Origin of the sequence: Vagococcus hydrophili (assembly GCF_011304195.1) — a bacterium.
Taxonomy (GTDB): Bacteria; Bacillota; Bacilli; order Lactobacillales; family Vagococcaceae; genus Vagococcus; species Vagococcus hydrophili.
Map to the genome: position 1 here is coordinate 867,827 of NZ_CP049887.1, position 19,830 is coordinate 887,656.

At 36.0% G+C, this 19,830-nt stretch carries 19 protein-coding genes; 2 read left to right on the forward strand and 17 right to left on the reverse strand.

Annotated elements, in window-relative coordinates:
* Positions 1–29 precede the first annotated feature (29 nt).
* The 12 genes from pknB to G7082_RS04270 all read right to left on the reverse strand — a co-directional run bounded on the left by pknB (position 30) and on the right by G7082_RS04270 (position 12,483).
* Positions 30–1,901: a Stk1 family PASTA domain-containing Ser/Thr kinase gene (gene pknB, locus G7082_RS04215; protein WP_166033973.1), complete on the reverse strand. Its 1,872-nt coding sequence runs from the start codon at positions 1,899–1,901 to the stop codon at positions 30–32.
* Positions 1,898–2,653 (reverse strand): Stp1/IreP family PP2C-type Ser/Thr phosphatase, encoded by a 756-nt coding sequence (locus G7082_RS04220; RefSeq protein ID WP_166033974.1) that lies wholly within the window; start codon positions 2,651–2,653, stop codon positions 1,898–1,900. Before G7082_RS04220 ends, pknB begins: the two co-directional genes overlap by 4 nt.
* Positions 2,654–2,677: 24 nt before the next feature.
* Positions 2,678–4,048, reverse strand: a complete 1,371-nt coding sequence (gene rsmB / locus G7082_RS04225) for a 16S rRNA (cytosine(967)-C(5))-methyltransferase RsmB (protein WP_166033975.1) — start codon at positions 4,046–4,048, stop codon at positions 2,678–2,680.
* Positions 4,041–4,982, reverse strand: coding sequence for a methionyl-tRNA formyltransferase (fmt, locus tag G7082_RS04230; RefSeq protein WP_166033976.1), 942 nt, complete (start codon positions 4,980–4,982; stop codon positions 4,041–4,043). The genes rsmB and fmt overlap by 8 nt, the downstream gene beginning before the upstream one ends.
* Complete coding sequence (gene def, locus G7082_RS04235) at positions 4,975–5,466, reverse strand: peptide deformylase (protein ID WP_166033977.1); 492 nt, start codon at positions 5,464–5,466, stop codon at positions 4,975–4,977. Before def ends, fmt begins: the two co-directional genes overlap by 8 nt.
* A 14-nt stretch (positions 5,467–5,480) precedes the next feature.
* On the reverse strand, positions 5,481–7,901 hold the full coding sequence (gene priA, locus G7082_RS04240) for a primosomal protein N' (RefSeq protein ID WP_166033978.1): 2,421 nt from the start codon (positions 7,899–7,901) through the stop codon (positions 5,481–5,483).
* 287 nt (positions 7,902–8,188) lie between these two features.
* Positions 8,189–8,566, reverse strand: a complete 378-nt coding sequence (locus G7082_RS04245; protein WP_166033979.1) for a cytidine deaminase family protein — start codon at positions 8,564–8,566, stop codon at positions 8,189–8,191.
* A 68-nt stretch (positions 8,567–8,634) separates the two neighbouring features.
* A complete protein-coding gene (gene rpoZ / locus G7082_RS04250) occupies positions 8,635–8,943 on the reverse strand; it encodes a DNA-directed RNA polymerase subunit omega (RefSeq protein WP_166036015.1) in 309 nt (102 codons plus the stop codon).
* Complete coding sequence (gmk, locus tag G7082_RS04255; RefSeq protein WP_166033980.1) at positions 8,944–9,558, reverse strand: guanylate kinase; 615 nt, start codon at positions 9,556–9,558, stop codon at positions 8,944–8,946. It abuts the gene before it with no gap.
* A 103-nt stretch (positions 9,559–9,661) separates the two neighbouring features.
* Positions 9,662–10,546, reverse strand: a complete 885-nt coding sequence (locus tag G7082_RS04260; protein ID WP_166033981.1) for a YicC/YloC family endoribonuclease — start codon at positions 10,544–10,546, stop codon at positions 9,662–9,664.
* 8 nt (positions 10,547–10,554) lie between these two features.
* Positions 10,555–10,773, reverse strand: coding sequence for a YdbC family protein (locus tag G7082_RS04265; protein ID WP_166033982.1), 219 nt, complete (start codon positions 10,771–10,773; stop codon positions 10,555–10,557).
* Complete coding sequence (locus G7082_RS04270) at positions 10,774–12,483, reverse strand: patatin-like phospholipase family protein (RefSeq protein WP_166033983.1); 1,710 nt, start codon at positions 12,481–12,483, stop codon at positions 10,774–10,776. It abuts the gene before it with no gap.
* 153 nt (positions 12,484–12,636) lie between these two features.
* On the opposite strand from G7082_RS04270, the gene G7082_RS04275 reads away from it, so the two are divergent.
* Positions 12,637–13,002 carry a hypothetical protein gene (locus G7082_RS04275; RefSeq protein WP_166033984.1) on the forward strand — a complete coding sequence of 122 codons (366 nt, stop codon included), beginning with the start codon at positions 12,637–12,639 and terminating at the stop codon, positions 13,000–13,002.
* Between the two features lie 71 nt (positions 13,003–13,073).
* On the opposite strand, the gene acpS is transcribed toward G7082_RS04275, so the two are convergent.
* The 5 genes from acpS to G7082_RS04300 form a co-directional block, all read right to left on the reverse strand.
* On the reverse strand, positions 13,074–13,424 hold the full coding sequence (acpS, locus tag G7082_RS04280; protein ID WP_166033985.1) for a holo-ACP synthase: 351 nt from the start codon (positions 13,422–13,424) through the stop codon (positions 13,074–13,076).
* A 77-nt stretch (positions 13,425–13,501) separates the two neighbouring features.
* Positions 13,502–15,118, reverse strand: a complete 1,617-nt coding sequence (gene cshA / locus G7082_RS04285) for a degradosome RNA helicase CshA (RefSeq protein ID WP_166033986.1) — start codon at positions 15,116–15,118, stop codon at positions 13,502–13,504.
* Positions 15,119–15,242: 124 nt separating this feature from the next.
* Positions 15,243–16,616, reverse strand: coding sequence for a UDP-N-acetylmuramoyl-tripeptide--D-alanyl-D-alanine ligase (locus tag G7082_RS04290; protein ID WP_166033987.1), 1,374 nt, complete (start codon positions 16,614–16,616; stop codon positions 15,243–15,245).
* Between the two features lie 74 nt (positions 16,617–16,690).
* Entirely contained in the window at positions 16,691–17,737 is a 1,047-nt protein-coding gene (locus tag G7082_RS04295; protein ID WP_166033988.1) for a D-alanine--D-alanine ligase, read from the reverse strand.
* Positions 17,738–17,865: 128 nt separating this feature from the next.
* Positions 17,866–18,642, reverse strand: coding sequence for a hypothetical protein (locus G7082_RS04300; protein ID WP_166033989.1), 777 nt, complete (start codon positions 18,640–18,642; stop codon positions 17,866–17,868).
* 337 nt (positions 18,643–18,979) lie between these two features.
* Here G7082_RS04300 and G7082_RS04305 point away from each other — a divergent pair, with 337 nt between their 5' ends.
* The gene (locus G7082_RS04305) at positions 18,980–19,651 is read left to right on the forward strand and encodes a class A sortase (protein WP_166033990.1); all 672 of its coding nucleotides are present in this window, start codon (positions 18,980–18,982) and stop codon (positions 19,649–19,651) included.
* The last annotated feature ends 179 nt before the right edge of the window (positions 19,652–19,830 follow it).

Sequence of the window (19,830 nt, forward strand, 5' to 3'; positions counted from 1 at the left end):
GACCATTTGAGTCAATCTCTTCAATGTTTTTAACTTTTATTTTCTTTGTCTTTTTGATCATTGTTAGGATTTTCTTCTTTGCTTGATGGCTCTCCTGTATCCGTTGTTCCAGTCGTTGGTTCTTCTTTCGAACTTGAGTGTGAGGAAGAAGAACTAGGAGGTGTTGTTGATTGTGGTGGAGCTGTCGGCTCTTTTCCTGCCGAGAACATCACAACAATCTCATCACCTTTTTTCACTTGACTCTTATCACCCACTCTTGGATACGCATAGATGACACTCCCTTGTGGAACATTGTCATCGTATTGAGTTCCGCCATCAGAAAAAACTAACCCTGAACTCTCTAAATAACTTAAGGCACGACTTCTTGAATAGTTATACATATCCTCTAGAGCAAATGTTGCGGCACCTTCACTAATAATTAGCGTCACTTTAGTGTCATCCGGGTTAACCTTACGACCTGATTTTGGCGTTTGCTTAATGACTGCATCCGTTTTAACAGAAGAAGATTTTTCTTTTTTAATCGTAATATTTTCTTCTTTAAACCCTTTATTTAACAGATCATCTTTAGCATCCGTCACATCTTCATGAGCATAATCTTTCATCGTCACATCTGATTGACCAGAACTCACGTAAAGTGTGATCGAGCCAGATTTTTTCTTCACGGAAGATCCAATTGGCGGATCAGTTTTAACAACGAGTCCTTTTTCAATTTTATCGTCACTTATTTTTTCAGTTTTCTTAACGCTAATGTGCTCTTTTTCAAGCATAGCAGTGGCTTCTGCTTCTGTCTTACCACTCACATCTGGAATAGTAACATCGCCACCTTTTTTGCCTAAAACAAACAATCCACCACCAAGCAAAATCAAGACTGCCGCAATCGCTAAAAAGATTTTTAAACCACGTTTAGATTTCTTCTTAACTTCATCTAATTCTTCATCGTCATCCTCATCTAAATTTGGATTTAACTTAGGAATTGGCTTAGTCACATGACTTGGCACGTAGACATCATCGATGGGTTCTAACATGATTGTTTCATCCGTCATCGCTGAAGGCTCAAAAACAGCCTCTCTAGCACGGTCCGGACTCAATGACGTTCTAATATCAGCATACATTTCATCCACTGTCTTATAACGATCCGTCATCTCTTTAGCTGTTGCTTTTAAGACCACGTTTTCTAAAGGTTGTGGAATTTGTAGATTACTTTCTCTCACTGAAGGCATATCTTTTTGGAAATGTTTCAATGCAATCGATACGGCGGATTCTCCTTCAAAAGGAACCCCACCTGTTAAGAGTTCATACAAAATTATCCCTAAGGCATAGATATCTGATTGACGCGTCGCCATACCACCACGAGCTTGCTCTGGTGATAAGTAATGAACCGATCCTAAGAGCGTATTCGTTTGAGTAATAGATGTTTCAGATAATGCAATCGCAATCCCGAAATCGGTAATTTTAACAGTACCGTCTTCATCTACTAAAATATTTTGTGGTTTCAAGTCACGGTGAATAATTCGGTGTTGATGAGCTAAAGAGATAGCTGACAACACTTGACCCATAATATCGACCACTGTTGTTAGCGGAATATTAGGATGATTTTTAATGTACTGCTTTAAATCTGTTCCCTTAACATATTCCATCACTATATACTGCATGCCGCTTTCTTCGCCCACATCGTACACACTCACAATGTTTGGATGTACCATCTCAGTTGCAGCAAGTGCTTCTCTTTGAAAACGTCTCAAAGAATCCTGATCGTTTTGAAAGTCAAAACGAAGGACTTTAACAGCCACTTCACGATTTAAGATTAAATCTTTCGCTAAATAAACATTGGCCATACCGCCGCTACCAATGTTACCAATCGTTTCATAGCGTTCCCCTATCTTTGTGCCAATTGTTATCATTTATCAAAGGCCTCCTTACTTGGAGTTTTAAAATCAATTAATAAAGCGGTGATATTGTCTGTTCCACCTGCTTCATTGGCCTCACTAATCAATTGTTCCACACGTTTTTTCAACGAATCTGGTTGTGAAACAATGCTCTTCATATAAGTATCAGAAAGCATATTACTTAATCCGTCAGAACATAACAAAATATGATCATTTTCAGAAATTGCCACCACTGATAAATCCACTTCAACCTCACCTGGAACACCCACAGACCTGACTAACACATTCTTTTTAGGATGTTTAGCTGCCATATCTAATGTAATTTCTCCAGTTTTTACCAGTTCATTCACTAAGGAATGGTCATCTGTCAACTGCTTAATTCCGTTATTTCTGATAATGTAAGCACGGCTATCGCCTACATGTCCTAATAAAATATTTTCACCTAAAAGAGCCACCACAACAATCGTTGTTCCCATACCGTATTTATCTGGGTTACTGCTACCTTCTGTGTAAATAACCTCATTTTCTTTTTGAATCGCTGAGACAACCCATCTTGCCACGTCATTTTGTTTATACAAATTGGTTTCTTGCCATAACTCGCCAATTCCCGTTACTGCTAAGTAACTCGCCGTGTCTCCTGCTTGATGTCCGCCCATACCATCAGCCACAATACCTAAAACAATTCCTGATTTATTCTCATAAACTCCCACTGTATCCTGATTACTTTTCCTTTTGCGTCCTACATTCGTCTGGAATTCAATATGCATGATTTCACTCCTTCAATCGGTCAACTATTGCTTTTTCTTTAAGCAACAAATAAAAAATCCATCAGTTTGATAGTGATGAGGGTAAACTTGTACCATTTGATCATGATAACTCATTGGTATATTTTCTGCCCCATCAATATCAATTTTTTCAAAGTTAGGATGTTTTTCTAAAAACTTGTTAATTACCTCTTGGTTTTCCTCTGGGGCAATTGTACAAGTACTATACGTTATTATACCGCATTGCGCTACTTTTGTAACAACACTTTCTAAAATTGCTAGTTGGATTTCTTGAAGTTCCAAGATATCTTCTAGTTTTTTACTGTATTTAATATCTGGTTTGCGGCGTAATAAACCTAAGCCAGAACAAGGTGCATCTACTAAAATATGATCAAAACTTTCATCTGGGAAAGCCGTTGCCACTTCTCTAGCATCTAAAAGATGCGTTTCAACAACATTTGAAACACCTAAACGTTCTGTGTTTTCTTCGATTAATTTCAGTTTGTGTTCATGAATATCTAAAGCCGTAATTTTACCACCTTTAGCCTCATCTAAATAAATTGCCATATGAACGGTTTTACCGCCTGGTGCCGCACAAGCATCTAATATTTTAGCGTCTGGCTTAATTTGCATACTTGGTGCCACTAACATTGAGCTTTCATCTTGAACCGTTAACAATCCTTCTTTAAAAAGAGTGCTTCCTGCTAAGAAACCTTTTTTAGCAACAATCCCCACCGGAGAAACCGTACTTTCTTCTGCAAAAATCCCCTCTTCTTCAAGGCGCGTGATAGCTTCTTCACGGCTAATCAAATGAGTATTCACTCGAGCGCTCGCTTTACTCGGCATTAAAAGTGACTGACCTAGTTTTTCCGTCTCTTCAAAACCAATCGTATCAACTAATCGTTTCGTTAACCACTTAGGAATACTAATTTCTGTCGATAGACGTTTCACTTTATTTTTAATTTCCTCAGTTGGTCTTAACCCTTCACGCTGAACACTTCTTAAAACACCATTCACGTAACGACCAATTCCTGGATTACTTTTAGCTTTCGCAATTTCAACTGCTTCACTAATCACACTGTATTCTGGAACTTTATCCAAATATTCCATTTGGTATAACGACATCAATAAGAGTTGTTTTACCCAGTTATCAATTTTAGAGGTATCTTCTACAAAATTAGTTAAGCCATATTCTAAAGTTAATTTTCGACTAATCGTACCGTAGACAATCTCTGTCATCAAACGACCATCTTTTTCAGAAAGACGGTGTTTGGTGATATACTCCTTCACTAAAAGATTTGAGTACGCGTCTTCTTCTGATACTTGAACCAATAATTCAAGAGCGGCTAACCTTGGTGATTCATATACTTTTCTTGGTAATTTTCTATTTTTATTCAAATCTCGTTCCCACTTCCATTGATCTTCCTATGCCGTTTAAATATTCAACGGCCTTTAATTTCCCTTTACCAGCTGGTTGTAATTCATTAATTTGGAGCACTGTGTTTTCACCACAAGCCACCCAAAAGTTCTTTTTGTTCAATTGAATGATTGTCCCTGGTTTTTCATCTGTCACTTCTTCAAGAGCCGTCACATCCCATAATTTCATTCGCGCATCTTGATACATACCATAAGCCACTGGCCATGGACGCATACCGCGAACTTGGCAATCAATTAATTGACTCGTCTTATTCCAATCAATTTGTTCTTCCTCACGGGTAATGTTAGGTGAGTACGTCACTTGTTCTTCGTCTTGAGGAACTGGCGTGATATTTCCAGCTAAAAACTCTGGTAACATCTCAAGTAACATTGATTTTCCTAAAAGACTTAGCTTATCAAACATACTTCCAACGTCATCTGTTTTTTCAATCGGTATCGCTTGTTGGAATAATTTATCTCCTGCGTCCATTTTTTTAACCATGTTCATGATCGTTACTCCTGTTTCACTATCTCCATTAACAATTGAATAGTGAACTGGAGCTCCCCCACGGTATTTCGGTAAAAGTGACGCATGAACATTAATCGCCCCATGCTTCGGTGCTTCTAATAATTTTTCTGGTAAAAACTGACCAAAAGCTGCGGTAACGATTAAATCTGGTGCTAAATCAATAATTTCTGCCATCTCTTCTGAACCACTGATTTTTTCTGGTTGAAGAACAGGAATATTTAATTTAACCGCTGATTCCTTAACGGGTGGCGGGGTTAGGACTTTTTTTCTTCCCACTGGACGGTCTGGTTGGGTTACTACACGAATCACATCGTACCCTTTTTCTACCAAACCTTCTAAAATCGGCACTGAAAAGCCAGGTGTTCCCATAAATACTATTTTAGTCATAACCATGTTCCTCCATATACTTATCTAAATCTTCTGGTTTGATGTAATCAATAATGTTATCCGTGAATAACTCGCCTCTTAAATGTTCCATCTCGTGTTGGAAAGCTCGTGCTAAATAACCTGTTGCGTCCACTTCCATTTCATAGCCTTCACGGTCAACATAGCGCATTGTCACTTCTTCGTATCTTTCAACGGTTCCGTAGATATCTGGGAAACTTAAACACCCTTCCACATCAATCGACTTGCCTTTTTTAGCGACAATTTCTGGATTAATCATTTCGAATAGACCTGATTCTTCATCTAGTTCAATGACAATCACACTTTTTGACACACCAATTTGATTCGCTGCTAAACCAATCGCGTCTTTAGCTTTAATCACTTGATACATGTCATCTAATAACTCAATGATTTCGTCATCAATGAATGGTACTTTTTTAGTTGGTGTTGTTAACACTTTATTTGGATACATTACTATTTTTTGCATGTGTGAATCCTCTCTTATATGAAGTGTTGGGGTTCCATGTCAATGGTAATTCGCAAGCCATTGCGCATTTCTTTTTGTGATTCTTCTAAAATCACTTTCAGTCCCTTACTTAATTCTGGTTCATTTTTATATTTAATCACTGTTTGATAATAATAGCGTTTATTCATTCTGGCAACTGATTTAGGCGTTGGACCTAACATAATCGCATTTGGGGATAAAAATCCTTTTAAAAAGTGAACGATTTCAAACATTTTTTTCGCTGCTAAATGTTCCTCTTCATGACTCACCACTAATTGAGTTGTAAAATAAAAAGGTGGATAATTTCCGCGATGACGCAATTTTAATTCATGTTGGTAAAATGGTTCATACTCTTGATTTTTAGCTAGTTGAATCGCGTAATGATCTGGATTAAAGGTTTGAATCACAACTTCTCCTGATTTATCCCCACGGCCAGCACGACCACTCACTTGAGTTAACAATTGGAAGGTTTTTTCACTAGCTCTAAAATCAGGCAAGTTAAGAGCGGTATCTGCATTTAACACTCCTACTAAGGTAACATTAGGAAAATCCAATCCTTTGGCTATCATTTGCGTTCCAAGTAAAATATCCGCATCTCCTGCGCCAAATTGTTTTAATAATTTTTCATGGGCCCCTTTTTTACGAGTGGTGTCCACATCCATCCGAATCACACGAGCATCTGGTAACAATTCTTTCAGCTCTTCTTCTATCTTTTGCGTTCCTGTGCCGTAATAACGAATTTTATCTCCATCACAGATGGGACAACGATAAGGAATTCGCTCTTCATGACCACAATAATGGCACTTCATTTGCTTCGTGTCCATATGCAGCGTCAAGGAAATGTCACAATTCGGGCAAGGTAACACATACCCGCAATCCCGACACATTACAAAGGATGAGTAGCCTCGTCTATTTAGCATTAAAACGGATTGCTCTTTTTTCTCCATACGTTCTTTTAATTTTTCCAACAACTGATTAGAAAAACTGGTAGATAACGCATTTTTCATTTCTAATTTCATATCCACAATGTTAATAATTGGTAACGTTGCTTTGGAAACTGCCCGTTCATTTAAAATAAGTAAACGATACACGCCTTTTTGAGCTCGCGCGCGAGCTTCTAAAGACGGTGTGGCACTTCCTAGAAGAACTGGACAATGATGATAATTACCGCGCCAAATCGCTAAATATTTGGCATGATATCTTGGCGTTTCATCTTGTTTATAACTACCTTCATGTTCCTCATCAATCACAATTAAGCCGATATTTTCAAGTGGAGCAAATACAGCAGAACGAGCGCCAACAACAACACTGGCTTCTTTTCTTTCGATTTTTCGCCATTCATCATATTTTTCACCTTGGGATAAGCCACTATGAAGAACCGCCACATCATCACCAAAACGTTTTTTAAAACGCGTCACCGTTTGTGGTGTTAATGAAATTTCTGGAACCAACATAATCGCTGTTTGTCCTTTAGCTAGACAGTGGGCTATCGCTTGTAAGTAAACCTCTGTTTTCCCACTACCAGTCACACCTTCCAAAAGAAAGACATCTGATTTTGAAGCGTCCATGGATTCTTTCATAGTATCAAGGGCTTCTTGTTGTTCACTATTTAAAACTAAAGGTTCATCTTTTTTAAATTGATGAAGGGCATAAGGATCACGGTACACTTCTCGTTCTTCAATAGTTAACCAACCAAGTTTTTTTCCATCATTAATCGCACTGTTGGAAATATCATGAGTCTCCATAACTTCTTTAATTCCATGCTCGGCTTCATCTATCTCAAGTAAAAATGATAATAGTCGCCATTTTTGAACTGCATTTTTCCTTAGATTTTCACGTTCAGCTTGTAATTGTTCGTTAGTCATTACTTTCTTTAAAACGCGTTTTGTTTTCACCTTATTTTTAGTCGTTACTTCATAACGAATATCCACATGTCCCGTCTTTTTTAAGCGTAACAATTCGGCAAAATGAGGGGATTCCTGAGCTTGTTCCCACTCAATCTCTGCCAAACCTAAAAAGAGTTCTTCTTCAATAATTTTAGGTAGTGCCTTATCTGTTTGTGTCACGTATTTCGTATAAGAAGACTTCATAACACTTGGTAGCATGGTTTGAAGACACGTTATTTTGTATGAATACGTTGTTTCCTTCATCTCATCTGCTAAGGCTAGTAATTCATGGGTTAAAACAGGATGTAAGTCTAAAACACCGATAATTGCTTTTAACTCAACTTCTGTTTCCAAGGTCTCTCTCAACCCCACAATAAAACCTTGAATATGCCGATTCCCATTGCCAAAAGGCACCTCAACACGCAGCCCAACTTCCACCACATCGACCAAGTGATCGGGAACTTCATAACTGAAAGGCTGATCCGTCTGCATAGCGGGCACATCCACAATAATATCTGCTATCCACGTCATAATAACCCACCCTTTCCTATCTGCTTCATTGTACTAAAAAAAACCACATTTGTCTGTTTATTATAGCGTGGTGAAAAAGGCGTTTAGCTCTGAGCAACTGGAGGAATTGATAAACAGTCCACGCTTTTAGGACTTTTTATTAATTTTGAAGTTGCCGAAAGAGCTGCCTTTTGAACCCAGACTACATAGAGTGAATAAAAAATCGTTTAGCTCCAAGTAACTGGAAGAATCCATAAATAAAGGACTATGATCATGTCTTCCATCACAGTCCTCTATTCTTAATTCATCTAATTCTTCCAATCAAAAGGAAGTAATTCTCTTAAAGTATAAACATTCCCATTAGCTAATAATATTTCCATCTCACTATTTTTTTCATCTAATTGAGATAAAAATTCACGACATCTACCACAAGGAGATAGATAATTGCCATCTTTATCCAGAGCCACCATTCTTACGACTTGAGTTTCCCCATGTTTCAACATATCAGCCGCTGCAGCATGTTCTGCACAAAAGCCCATGGAGCACGCTGTATCAATACAAATGCCGGTATAAATAGCGCCAGACACCGTTTCAAGGGCAGCTGCCACTTGCCCGCCTTCTGCAAATCTTGAATATTCTTTAGGATTAATCACTTTAGATGCCTCGCTTGTTAACTTTTCAAACATCTTCATACCTCCTAATATCTTTGATAAAAAAATAAGGCTGACACAATCGCCATCCTCATTAATTGTTATTATTTACGATCCATTTGAATACGCGCTTCTAATTCTTGGTGCTCGCGACGTTTCATGGCTTTTTTCTCTTCTTCTTGACGCTTGATTAATTCTCTTTTTAATTCCGGATTAGGATCGATAACAACATCACCACTTGCGATTTCTTCTAAACCACGTCCAACATTTTTGTAAGAAACAAATTTACTTTCTTCGATCATTGGTTGTGCCCCTTCGTCAAGCTCGTGAGCACGTTTACTTGAAAGGATTACTAATGAATATTTTGAATCTACTTGTTCTAATAATTTATCAATTGATGGATTTAACATAATTTAAAACTCCTTTAGCATTTTTTCGTAGCGACCAATCACATGTTTCACACGAAAATGTTCGCTCTCGATTATTTTTTTAATACGATCGACAGCCAAATCAACTTTATCGTTAACTACAGCATAATCGTAATGACTCATCATTTCAACTTCTTCACGAGCAATTTTCATTCTCTCATCAATCACAGACATCTCATCTGTCCCGCGACCAACGATTCTTGCTTTCAACTCGTCAAAGTCAGGTGGCGTTAAAAAGATAAACACGCCATCTGGCACTTTCTCTTTTACTTTCATAGCACCTTGGACTTCAATTTCTAAAAAGACATCTTTACCTTCATCTAATGTTTGGTTCACGTAATCAAGAGGTGTACCGTAGTAATTTCCTACGTACTCCGCATGCTCTAACATTTTACCAGTTTCAATTAATTTTTCAAATTCTTCTCTTGAGCTAAAGAAGTAATCAACGCCTTCTTTTTCTCCAGTTCTCATTTGACGGGTTGTCATTGAGATTGAGTATTCAAATTCATTACCTTCACTGTCAAATATCGCTTTTCTTACTGTCCCTTTACCTACACCGGATGGACCAGATAACACTATTAATAACCCTCGTTCTGACATGATGTCTTCCTTTCACATACTTTTTTTAGTTTTATTTACTATAATGCACTGTGAAAAGACATTTTGCAAGGTTGAATTAATTAAAAATGTCAGAAAGATGACTTTATTCGATATTTTGGACTTGTTCTCTAATTTTTTCAATCACCGTTTTAAGGAAAACAACCTGCTCTTTAATGGCAATCGTTGTTGATTTAGACCCAATTGTATTGACTTCACGGTTCATTTCTTGAATCAAGAAGTCCATTTCTTTCCCGATACTTCCTTCTTTTTCAATTAAATTTACTAATTTCTCAACATGAATCGCTAAACGATCTAATTCTTCATTAATATCGCCTCGCTCAATCAGTAAAGCCACTTCCGTTAGGATACGGTTTTCATCAACTGTCTCGCCAATTAAATCTTTCATTTTTTTCGTTAATTTTTCTTGATGTTCTTTTTCGATGATTTCCGACTGCTCTTTTATTTTATTAATTGCTGCTACGATATCTTTTTGATAGGTTTCAAAATAAGCATGAATACTAGTGCCTTCTTCTGTTCGACTAATTGCTAACTGCTTAACCGCTTCTTCAAAAACAGCTAAAACATCTGCTTCCAAAACCTCATCAGTTTCTTCTTTATCCACGACTTCAAACAATGCTGGGTGCATAATCGCACCTGTCATAATCTTAGTTGTTGAAAATTTTTGGTCTTTATAACGCTCTTTTTTAGCAGTATTTAAATCGGCCATGACTTGATCAAGTAGTCCCCATTTAATCGCCATGGTTTGATAAGCATCCGCTTCTTTTCTCACCGTCACAAAACACTCAACACGACCTCTTTCTAAATGGTCTTTAACAAGCTTTTTCATTTTCATTTCTAAAGAATTAAACTCTCTAGGCATTCTAATTTGAGTATCTAAATAGCGATGATTAACTGATTTTATCTCAATAACTACTTGATAATTTTCTTTATTGATGTGACTTTTCCCAAATCCTGTCATACTTTTCATGGTTTCACCTACATCTCTTTTATTGTTTTTCTTAAAGCTTCAAATTCTTCATTGGACAAAGTAACACCTTTACCCATTTTTTCATGCTCAGGTGCCCAGTCTCTTAAATCGAATTTAGGTGGACGACCATTCCAACTCACTAAGTTTAATTCTTTTCTCCAACCCTTGGGATTTTCTGATAATACAGCAATTTCTTCAACGATTTCATATGAAAATTCTTGTGCCATTTAATTCAACTCACTTTCTAAAAATAGTAAAAATAATCCTTCTAAACCACTTTGCCACGAGACATCCATTAATAAATAATAAGCATCCCGGTACCTTTCTTCCTCTTCTTTTTTAAAGAAATGATAATAATAAAAGACTCGCTGTAAGTCTGAAATAGGTACTTTTTGCTTCACAAATTTACTTAACCATTCCGTTACTGAGTACATCATTTCTTCCGCTTCAACTTGACTACTGCCTTGTTCTTGTTTTCTTAATTCTGACACAACAAGTAAAGATAGCTCTTCTAAACTATACAGTTTTGCTGGATCTATTTCTAGTTTTTTCGCTAAAGATTCGAGTAATAAAACACTCAGAAATTCTGGTTGGAATTTTTGCGCTTGGAGCCATTCCCACTCACTTAAATTAGTCTTTTTATGGAACCAATTTTCAAAAAAATCACTTCTCTTTAAAAATTTGAAAAATTTCTGACTTAGTACTAAACTTACCTGCTTAAATCCACCCTTAGTAAAAGTATAGTCAAAGCCTTGATATTCCCCTAATATTTTCATGGTTTCAAGGTAGCCTAATTTCATATTCCAAGATGAGCGTTTACCGTCAAACAACAAAACATTCCCTAAACCCCATTGACTAGAGATTTCTAGTTCAACAATTTCACTAGGAACCTTTGTTGATTTGGTCACTCCAGGTCCCTTAACATCCACCACTATCAGTTCAGTAGCACCCGCCTCAAGTAACACATCTTTAGGAACATTATTTCGGTAGCCACCGTCCACATAGTAAGTTTCACCTATTAGACAAGCTGCCATCGCCGGAAAGAAGGAAGAAGAAGCTAACAACCATTTAGAAAAGCTCTCCTCCGTCATGTCTTTCAAAGAGACCACAGTTTCTTCCATATTCGGTGTCGCCGTTGTCACGATAAAAAATTCTTTTTCGCTATTAAAGATATCTTCTGGAGACATTAATTCTTTGATCAAACGATAAAGAGGGTCTGTGCTAACTCCTTTTGATTGGATCGCTGTTTTAGTTAATTTTTGCAATCCTGAGAGCAATTGATTCATAGAGTAACCTTCTGAATCATCTTCAATGGAATCTGGCATCAGCAGTATTTGCTGTGTCGTTACATCTTGCCACATTTCTTCAGCTAATCTGAAATTATCTTGTAAAATTAAACCGCCATTTAACGCCCCTACAGACGTTCCGCTAATCAAGCTAAACTGAACATTACATTCTCTCAAAGCACGCCAAACACCTATTTGATATGCGCCCTTAGCGCCACCTCCACCTAAAACCAAACCTGTTCGATAAGAAAGTTCTCGAACATAACTTTCACCTGACTGATGAACAAACTCTTTTTCTTGTAACTGTGAATTTAACCCTTCACCTTGAAGAGGTAATTTTAAAATAATCTTGTCTTTGAATCTTCTTTTAGCAAGATTCACCATTCCTAATTCAAAGTCAGAGACACTAGCTCCCTCAGACATCATGATGATATTATCAATCTCCATGGCTGCTTTTTTAAATGTTACAGATATAATAAAAAGAAGTTTATTTTTCTGATACCAACCATAAAAGCTGTCGTTTTCATCTAATTTCACAATTTTTTTACTCAAACTCAAGACAGCTTGTTTATTTGATTGATAAAACGGTAGTAATTCTTTACATTTTTCAAAATTTAATAATTTTAAATCTAATGGATATAACTCTTTCATAACCTTTGCACCTCACTTTTTAGTCATACCTGCTAACATTGACAATAAAACGGTTTCTTAATTAAAATTTAAAATAAATATTACCATTATTTATTTGACTAAGGGATTTTCCCTTCGTATAATGAGTGATAGGGAAGACAAGGGGGCGAAAAGATGGTTAGTAGCAATCGATCTGTGAAATCTGATTCGGACAATGGCGTTAAAAAATTTACACGCTTTATTTCTCGTTCATCTCAACGCTTTTTTTCTTCATTTATTGATGAAGAAATGGAAAAAGAGAAACGATCAAAACAACTGTTCCAACAAATTTCGCAAGCCATTACGCAGAAAAATGTTGTTGTTATACAATATAGAGATGATCTTCAAGCAAAATCTTCTAAACGATTCGAAACGTTAGTTGGTCGTATTTACCAACACGAAACAAACCCAGAAGCCATCGTCGTGAAGCTTCAAAAAAACAATCAAGTTCGAATGATTTCTGCTAAAAACATAAAAAAAATATCTATTATTAAACAATAAAAATTAAATAAAAACATTAAAAATAAGTCGCTAATCATGAAAATAACTTTTGTGATTAGCTGCTTATTTTTTTATTTTTCTAAAATAATTTGCGCCACTGCCGTCTGATCTGTGTGAGAAATTGACACATGAACATGTCCCTCAAAAGGGGAATCTACCACAACTGGTCGACCATTTCCCTCTTTTAAAATTTCCACATCTGTTAACTTAACTTTGCCAATTCCTGTGCCAAAAGCTTTTGAAAAGGCTTCTTTACACGCAAAACGCCCACCTAAAAATTCCACTTTCCGCTTCTCTCCTAATTGATCAAAAAGCTGACGTTCTTTTTCAGTCAACACTCGGTCAATAAATTTAGGATTTTTTTCAATAACTTCTTTCATACGGTCTAATTCGACAATATCAATACCTATTCCAACGATCATTTTATCACCTTTTCTCTTAACTTATTATAAGATGCTTCAATAAAAAAAGCTAATACCAAAAGTATTAGCTTAAAAAATTATTTTGAGTTGTTGCGGATAACAAAGCCACGTGATTTGTCTTTGCCACCATTGTTATTACCTTTGTTGCCTTCGTTACTGCGTTTACGGTTTTCACCTGGTTTTGAATCATCGTGACGTTTTTTGTTGTATTGCTCTTTTTTGCGGTTGTTATCGCGGTCACGATTGCCACCACGGTTTCCATCACGATCGCGATCACGGTTTCCACCACCACGATTGCCACGGTAGTTACCTCCACGATTGCCGCCACGGTTTCCACCACGGTTATTGTTTTTACCACCGCCACCACGACGATTTGGTAAAGGTCTTTCAGGTGTGATGTTTACAGGCACTTCAGATGCATCATCTTTAGCAATTTGTTTGATTAATAATGCTGCTAAATCTTCAGCAGAATATTTTTCAAGCAATTCACTTGCTGCTCCTTGATAGCTTTCTAAACCATTATCAACCATTAACTCTTGAATAGTTTCAACAGCTGAACCAATTTGACCTTCAATCGCTTCTTTTTTAGAAGGTGGACGTAGAGTTGTCATTTTTTTCTTAGTTAAGTTTTCAATAACGTGTAAGTAGCTCATTTCATTAGGCGTTACAAATGTTACTGACATACCTTCTTTACCAGCGCGTCCTGTACGACCAATACGGTGAACATAGCTTTCTGGATCTTGAGGAATATCATAGTTATATACATGTGAAACTCCTGAAATATCTAATCCACGTGCTGCAACGTCTGTCGCAACTAAGATATCAATTTCGTCATTTTTGAAAGCTTTTAAAATACTCATACGTTTATGTTGAGGTAAATCACCATGGATACCTTCAGCTTTATAGCCACGCATTTCTAATCCACGAGCTAATTCGTCAACACGACGTTTTGTACGACCAAAGACAATTGTTAAATCTGGGTTTTGAACATCGAATAAACGAGTCATAATATCAAATTTTTCAAATTCTTTACATTGTACAAAATATTGATCAATCAAGTTAGCTGTCATTTCTTTAGCTTTGATTTTAACGTGTTCTGGCTCTTTCATAAACTTAACGCCAATGCGTTTGATGCTATCTGGCATTGTTGCTGAGAATAATAAAGTTTGTCTTGTATCAGGAACTTTAGAGATAATTGATTCAATATCTTCTAAGAATCCCATGTTTAACATTTCATCGGCTTCATCTAATACTAAAGTTTCTACTTTATCTAATTTTAAGGTACGACGATTGATGTGATCTAACATTCTACCTGGCGTTCCGACAACAATGTGTGGGTTGTTTTTCAATGATTTGATTTGACGACCAATATCAGCTCCACCATATACAGCTTGAACTTTAATACGTTTATCTTTACCTAAACGATAAATTTCTTCCTGTGTTTGGATAGCTAATTCTCTGGTTGGTGCAATAACTAAACCTTGAATTGCTGATTTTTCTGTGTCGATCTTGTCTAACATTGGTAAACCAAAGGCCGCTGTTTTACCAGTTCCTGTTTGGGCTTGTCCAATAACGTCTTTTCCTTCTAATGCTAATGGGATCGTTTCACTTTGGATTGGTGTTGCTTCCTCAAATCCGATACTCTCTACTGCTTGTAATAATCTTTTGTCTAAATTTAATTCACTAAATTTCAAATGATATCCTCCTAAATTCTTTCACTCGTCCAAGCGTCTATTTTCCTTTATGAAAATAAATGAAAATAGGCATTCGTGTAATACTATCACATTCTATAAAATTTAACAACAAAACACCTTCCCGTTAATGATTATTTAATAAATAATCAACAACTTCTTTTAATCCCATACCGTTACTCGCTTTCAGAAAAACAGTATCTTGTGGGTGTAAGCTTTGATTAACGGCTTTTTTCAAATCTTCTTTTTCTTCTTTTCCAAATAGATGGATGTTCGCAGTATCAAATTTTTCTTTTAACACATCAGATAAAGTAGAAATTTCACTTCCATATAAGAAAACTTCAGCAATTTTTTCTGGATCAAGATGCTCACTCACACTACTATGCATTGCCTTTGATTCTTTACCAAGCTCTAACATATCACCTAAAACCACCACTTTTTTTCCTTTTGTTTCAATTTTAGAAAAAGAATCTAAAACTAACTTCATAGCAGTCGGATTGGCATTATACACATCACTTAAAATATCAATACCATCCTTTGTCTTCAACCATTCTGTTCTATTTTTAGTTAAATCAAAATGAGCCAGGCCTTGTTTCATTTTTTCTACCGGCACTTCAAAATGTTTCCCAATTAATAAAGCAATCAAGGCATTCGTTACATTGTATTCACCTAGAACAGGAATCGTAAAAGTTTCTAACGTCTCTTCTAATTTTACTTGGAACGTCGTCTTTTCTCTGGTTTCTTCCACGATACTTGCTGTTAGGTCACCCTTTGTGTTTAGTCCAAACATCTGTACTTCTTGTGTGACTTCTTCTAATAAAGGTTTCAATAAAGGCTCAGCTTCTGGTACAACTAAGATACCTTTCTTATTAAGACCAGAAACAATTTCCATTTTACCTGCCGCAATCCCTGCTCGTGATCCTAAATACTCAATGTGAGATTCACCAATCATTGTAATCGCCGCAATCTCAGGTTCTGCAATGGTTGATAATAATTCAATATCACCTTTGCGATCCATTCCCATTTCAAGAACTAACATTTCTGTATTTTCTGGCATACTTAAAATGGTGTACGGCAACCCTATTTCATTGTTGTAGTTCCCTTGAGTTTTGTAAGTTTTATAAGCGGTACTAAGAACGGCTGAAGTCATATCTTTAGTCGTTGTTTTACCGTTACTTCCAGTAATCCCACACACTTTAGGATTTTCTTTTTTTAGATAAAAACGAGCTAAATCTTGCAAGGCTTTTAACGTATCTTCTACTAAAACATAAGGTGTTTTTTCGCCCAATTCATGATCAGAAAGCACTAATGACGCACCATTTTCAAGTGCTTGAGGGATAAAATCGTGTCCATCTCGGTTACCTTTTAAAGGGACATATAAACTATTTAAAGAAATTTTTCTCGTATCGAATTCTACACTGGTTATTGCTAGCTCTTCTGAGACTTTGTTTGGATTTTTACCATTCACTGCTTTCATTATCTCATTCACGGTTAATCTCATTTGTTGTCCTCTTTTCAAATTGAACCAAAAAGAGGCGGATCTAAGATCTCACCTTCTTCTTGATTATTTAATTTTTAATTACCCAATTCGATTTCTTGTTTTTTATCAAAACGTAATTTAGCTAATTGAATTAATTCTTCTAATAGATCACTGTAATTAATTCCCATGTGCTCCCATAATAATGGATACATGCTAAACGGAGTAAAACCAGGCAAGGTATTCACTTCATTCAAGAAAATCTCTTGATTGGCTGTGACAAAGAAATCACAACGGCTAAGTCCACTACCATCTAAAGCAATATACGCATCTTTTGCATAACTACGCATTTTTTGATGTAATTCTTCTGAAACATTAGCTGGTACTTGAAGGGTTACTTTATTATCAATATATTTTGATTCATAATCATAGAAAGCAACATCTTTCACGATTTCACCAGCCATAGTTGTTCTAACTTCATCATTCCCTAAGATAGCAACCTCTAACTCACGGGCTTCGATGCCTTGTTCTACTAACACACGGCGATCGTATCTAAAAGCAAACTCAATGGCTTTAATTAATTCTTCTCTAGTTTCAGCTTTACTAATCCCAACACTTGAACCTAAATTAGCCGGTTTAACAAAGACTGGATAAATCAATGAGCCTTCACATTCCGCTAAGACTGATTCTGAGTCATTTAAATACTGACGCTTAATCACTGCTACATAAGGTAATTGTGGAATGCCTGCTTGTTGGAATAATTGTTTAGCGATAATTTTATCCATAGCACATGAACTTGCTAAAACACCCGCACCAACATAAGGCATGTTTAACACTTCAAATAACCCTTGAACGGTGCCGTCTTCTCCATTTGGTCCATGTAAAACTGGGAAAATGACCGTGTTTGTTTCTTTGATGTCACTAGGTAAAATAGGTTGCGCATTTTTCAATGTTAAGTGTAACTCTGACTCTGTTTCTGGTGCTTTCTTAAATAGAGGGCCTTTTAACCAGTCGCCTTCTTTTGTTATATAGACAATTTGAACTTCATAATAGTTATAGTAAATTGCTTTTAAGACTGAAAAAGCTGACAATATTGATACATCATGTTCTGCGCTTTTTCCTCCATAGATTAACGTGATTTTCATGTTAGTCCTCCTAATTTTCATAGAATTCATTATACTTTATTTTTTTATAAAAAACCATTCTCCTTTTTCTTTCATAAAAGAATAAAAACCACCAACCTTTTCATGAAAGAAAAAATTAGTGGTTTTGCTTATTGATTCATAAAAAGTGAGTCGTATTTTTCATTAATTATTTTCCAACTTTGGCTTTCTTTAGAATAAATCAGTGTGCCGATTTGAAATTCTTGTTTAAAATAATAATTATCGACTTTTCTCAAATTATCCTCGACCACATGAATAGGGATGCTATATTTCCCATCAATTAAACCCACCTGAGAAAAATTAAAGACAATGCCTTCTTGCATCACGCTTTTTAATTCAACCACTAAATCATCGGGCAACTCAGAAATAGCTTCTGATTTCTTCTTAAAAAAAGACCGATTACTATCGATTTGTTGGTACGTTAAAAAACTGATTTTTCTTGCTAACGTTTGATAAAACTCATCAATCTTTCGGTAGTAAACTTTGATTGTTTTTTGATTCAACTCAAAAAAAGCAAAGCTATTTTGAAGTTGATAAAAGAAAGGCGAACGGAGCTGATTTTTCATATGACCAAAATAAAGCAATTCGGAAATTTCATTTGGGGTTAACCGCTTTAACGTATCATATTCTTTAAAATCAATCCATTTTAACTCTCGCTGATTTTTTGCCTCCATCATCGAGAAATATCGATCGACTTCTTTAAATCCTTTAACCACACGAAATCCTGTATGACTTTCATACTCTCCTTCATTTTCGTAAGGATTGAGTAACAAAAGATTTTCAGGTCGATTAATTGTATACCGATTAAAATCTTCATGGGTCATCCCTTTGGCTAGAATCGAATTACTGATTGCATCCAAATGAATATACAAATAATCTTGCAACACCTTTCACCTCGTTCCCATCATGTTTACGTTATTATAACTATACCATTTATTAACTCTTTTGGAATGCCTATTATACATTTGTTAAATTAAGTTTATATTACATAGCGATTGTAGAAAACGGTTCCCCGAAATACTTATGTAATATTTAAGAGATCCTTTCCTTTTTACCCATTTTTTGCTCATATATGGTATTATTATCTTAAATCCTTTAAAGGAGGTTTTACTTATCAGTAAGAAAAAAAATACAACCAATTCTAATAAACGATCTAGCAAACATAGTAAAAAACAACAGAAATCTTTTGGGACCAAATTTAAAAATGGGATTATTAATCTAATCATGGTTCTCTTGTTACTTGTCGGTTTTGCGCTGATTTTTAACAACCAAATTAAAAATTATCTCGTCAAAGATACCACACAAAAACATACGATTAGTAACGTGACCCGAGAAGATGTTAAAAAGAATGAAAAAAAGGAAGCCAACTTTGATTTTAATCAAGTAGAGTCTCTTGATTTCAACTTAGTCGCCCAAGCAACTAAAGGACGTGACACAGGACTTGATACCATCGGTGGGATTGCGATCCCTAGCGTTAAAATGAATCTACCGATTTTCAAAGGTGTTTCTAACTACGTTTTAGCCGTTGGTGCTGGAACCATGAAAGAAGAACAACGCATGGGACATGGTAACTACGCGTTAGCCAGTCATTACATGTATGACCCGGCACTTCTATTTGCGCCTCTTGTTAACGTTGAATTAGGTAGTTCTATTCTTTTAACAGACCTTGATTATATTTACGAATATAAAACAATCTCAAAAAACTACGTCGAGCCTACCCGCGTCGAGGTCATCGATGATGTGAAAGATAAACAACTAGTAACACTTGTAACCTGTGATGTGAGTGGTGAAAATCGTCTCATCGTTCAAGGTGAATTGGTTAGAAAAGTCAAAGGTAAAGATGCACCTAAAGACATGCAAGAAGCCTTTGAAATGGATCAAACGAATTATTATTAAATGAAAAAGAAGTCTCCCGATTTTAAGTATCTTAAATCGGGGGACTTCTTTTTCATTTAGTTGCTTGGAGCTAAGCGATTTTTTATTCACTCTATTGTAGTCCGGGTTCAAAAGGCAGCTCCTTCGGCAACTTCGCAAATACTAATCAATTCGAAATGCGTGAATTGTTTAGTATTCAC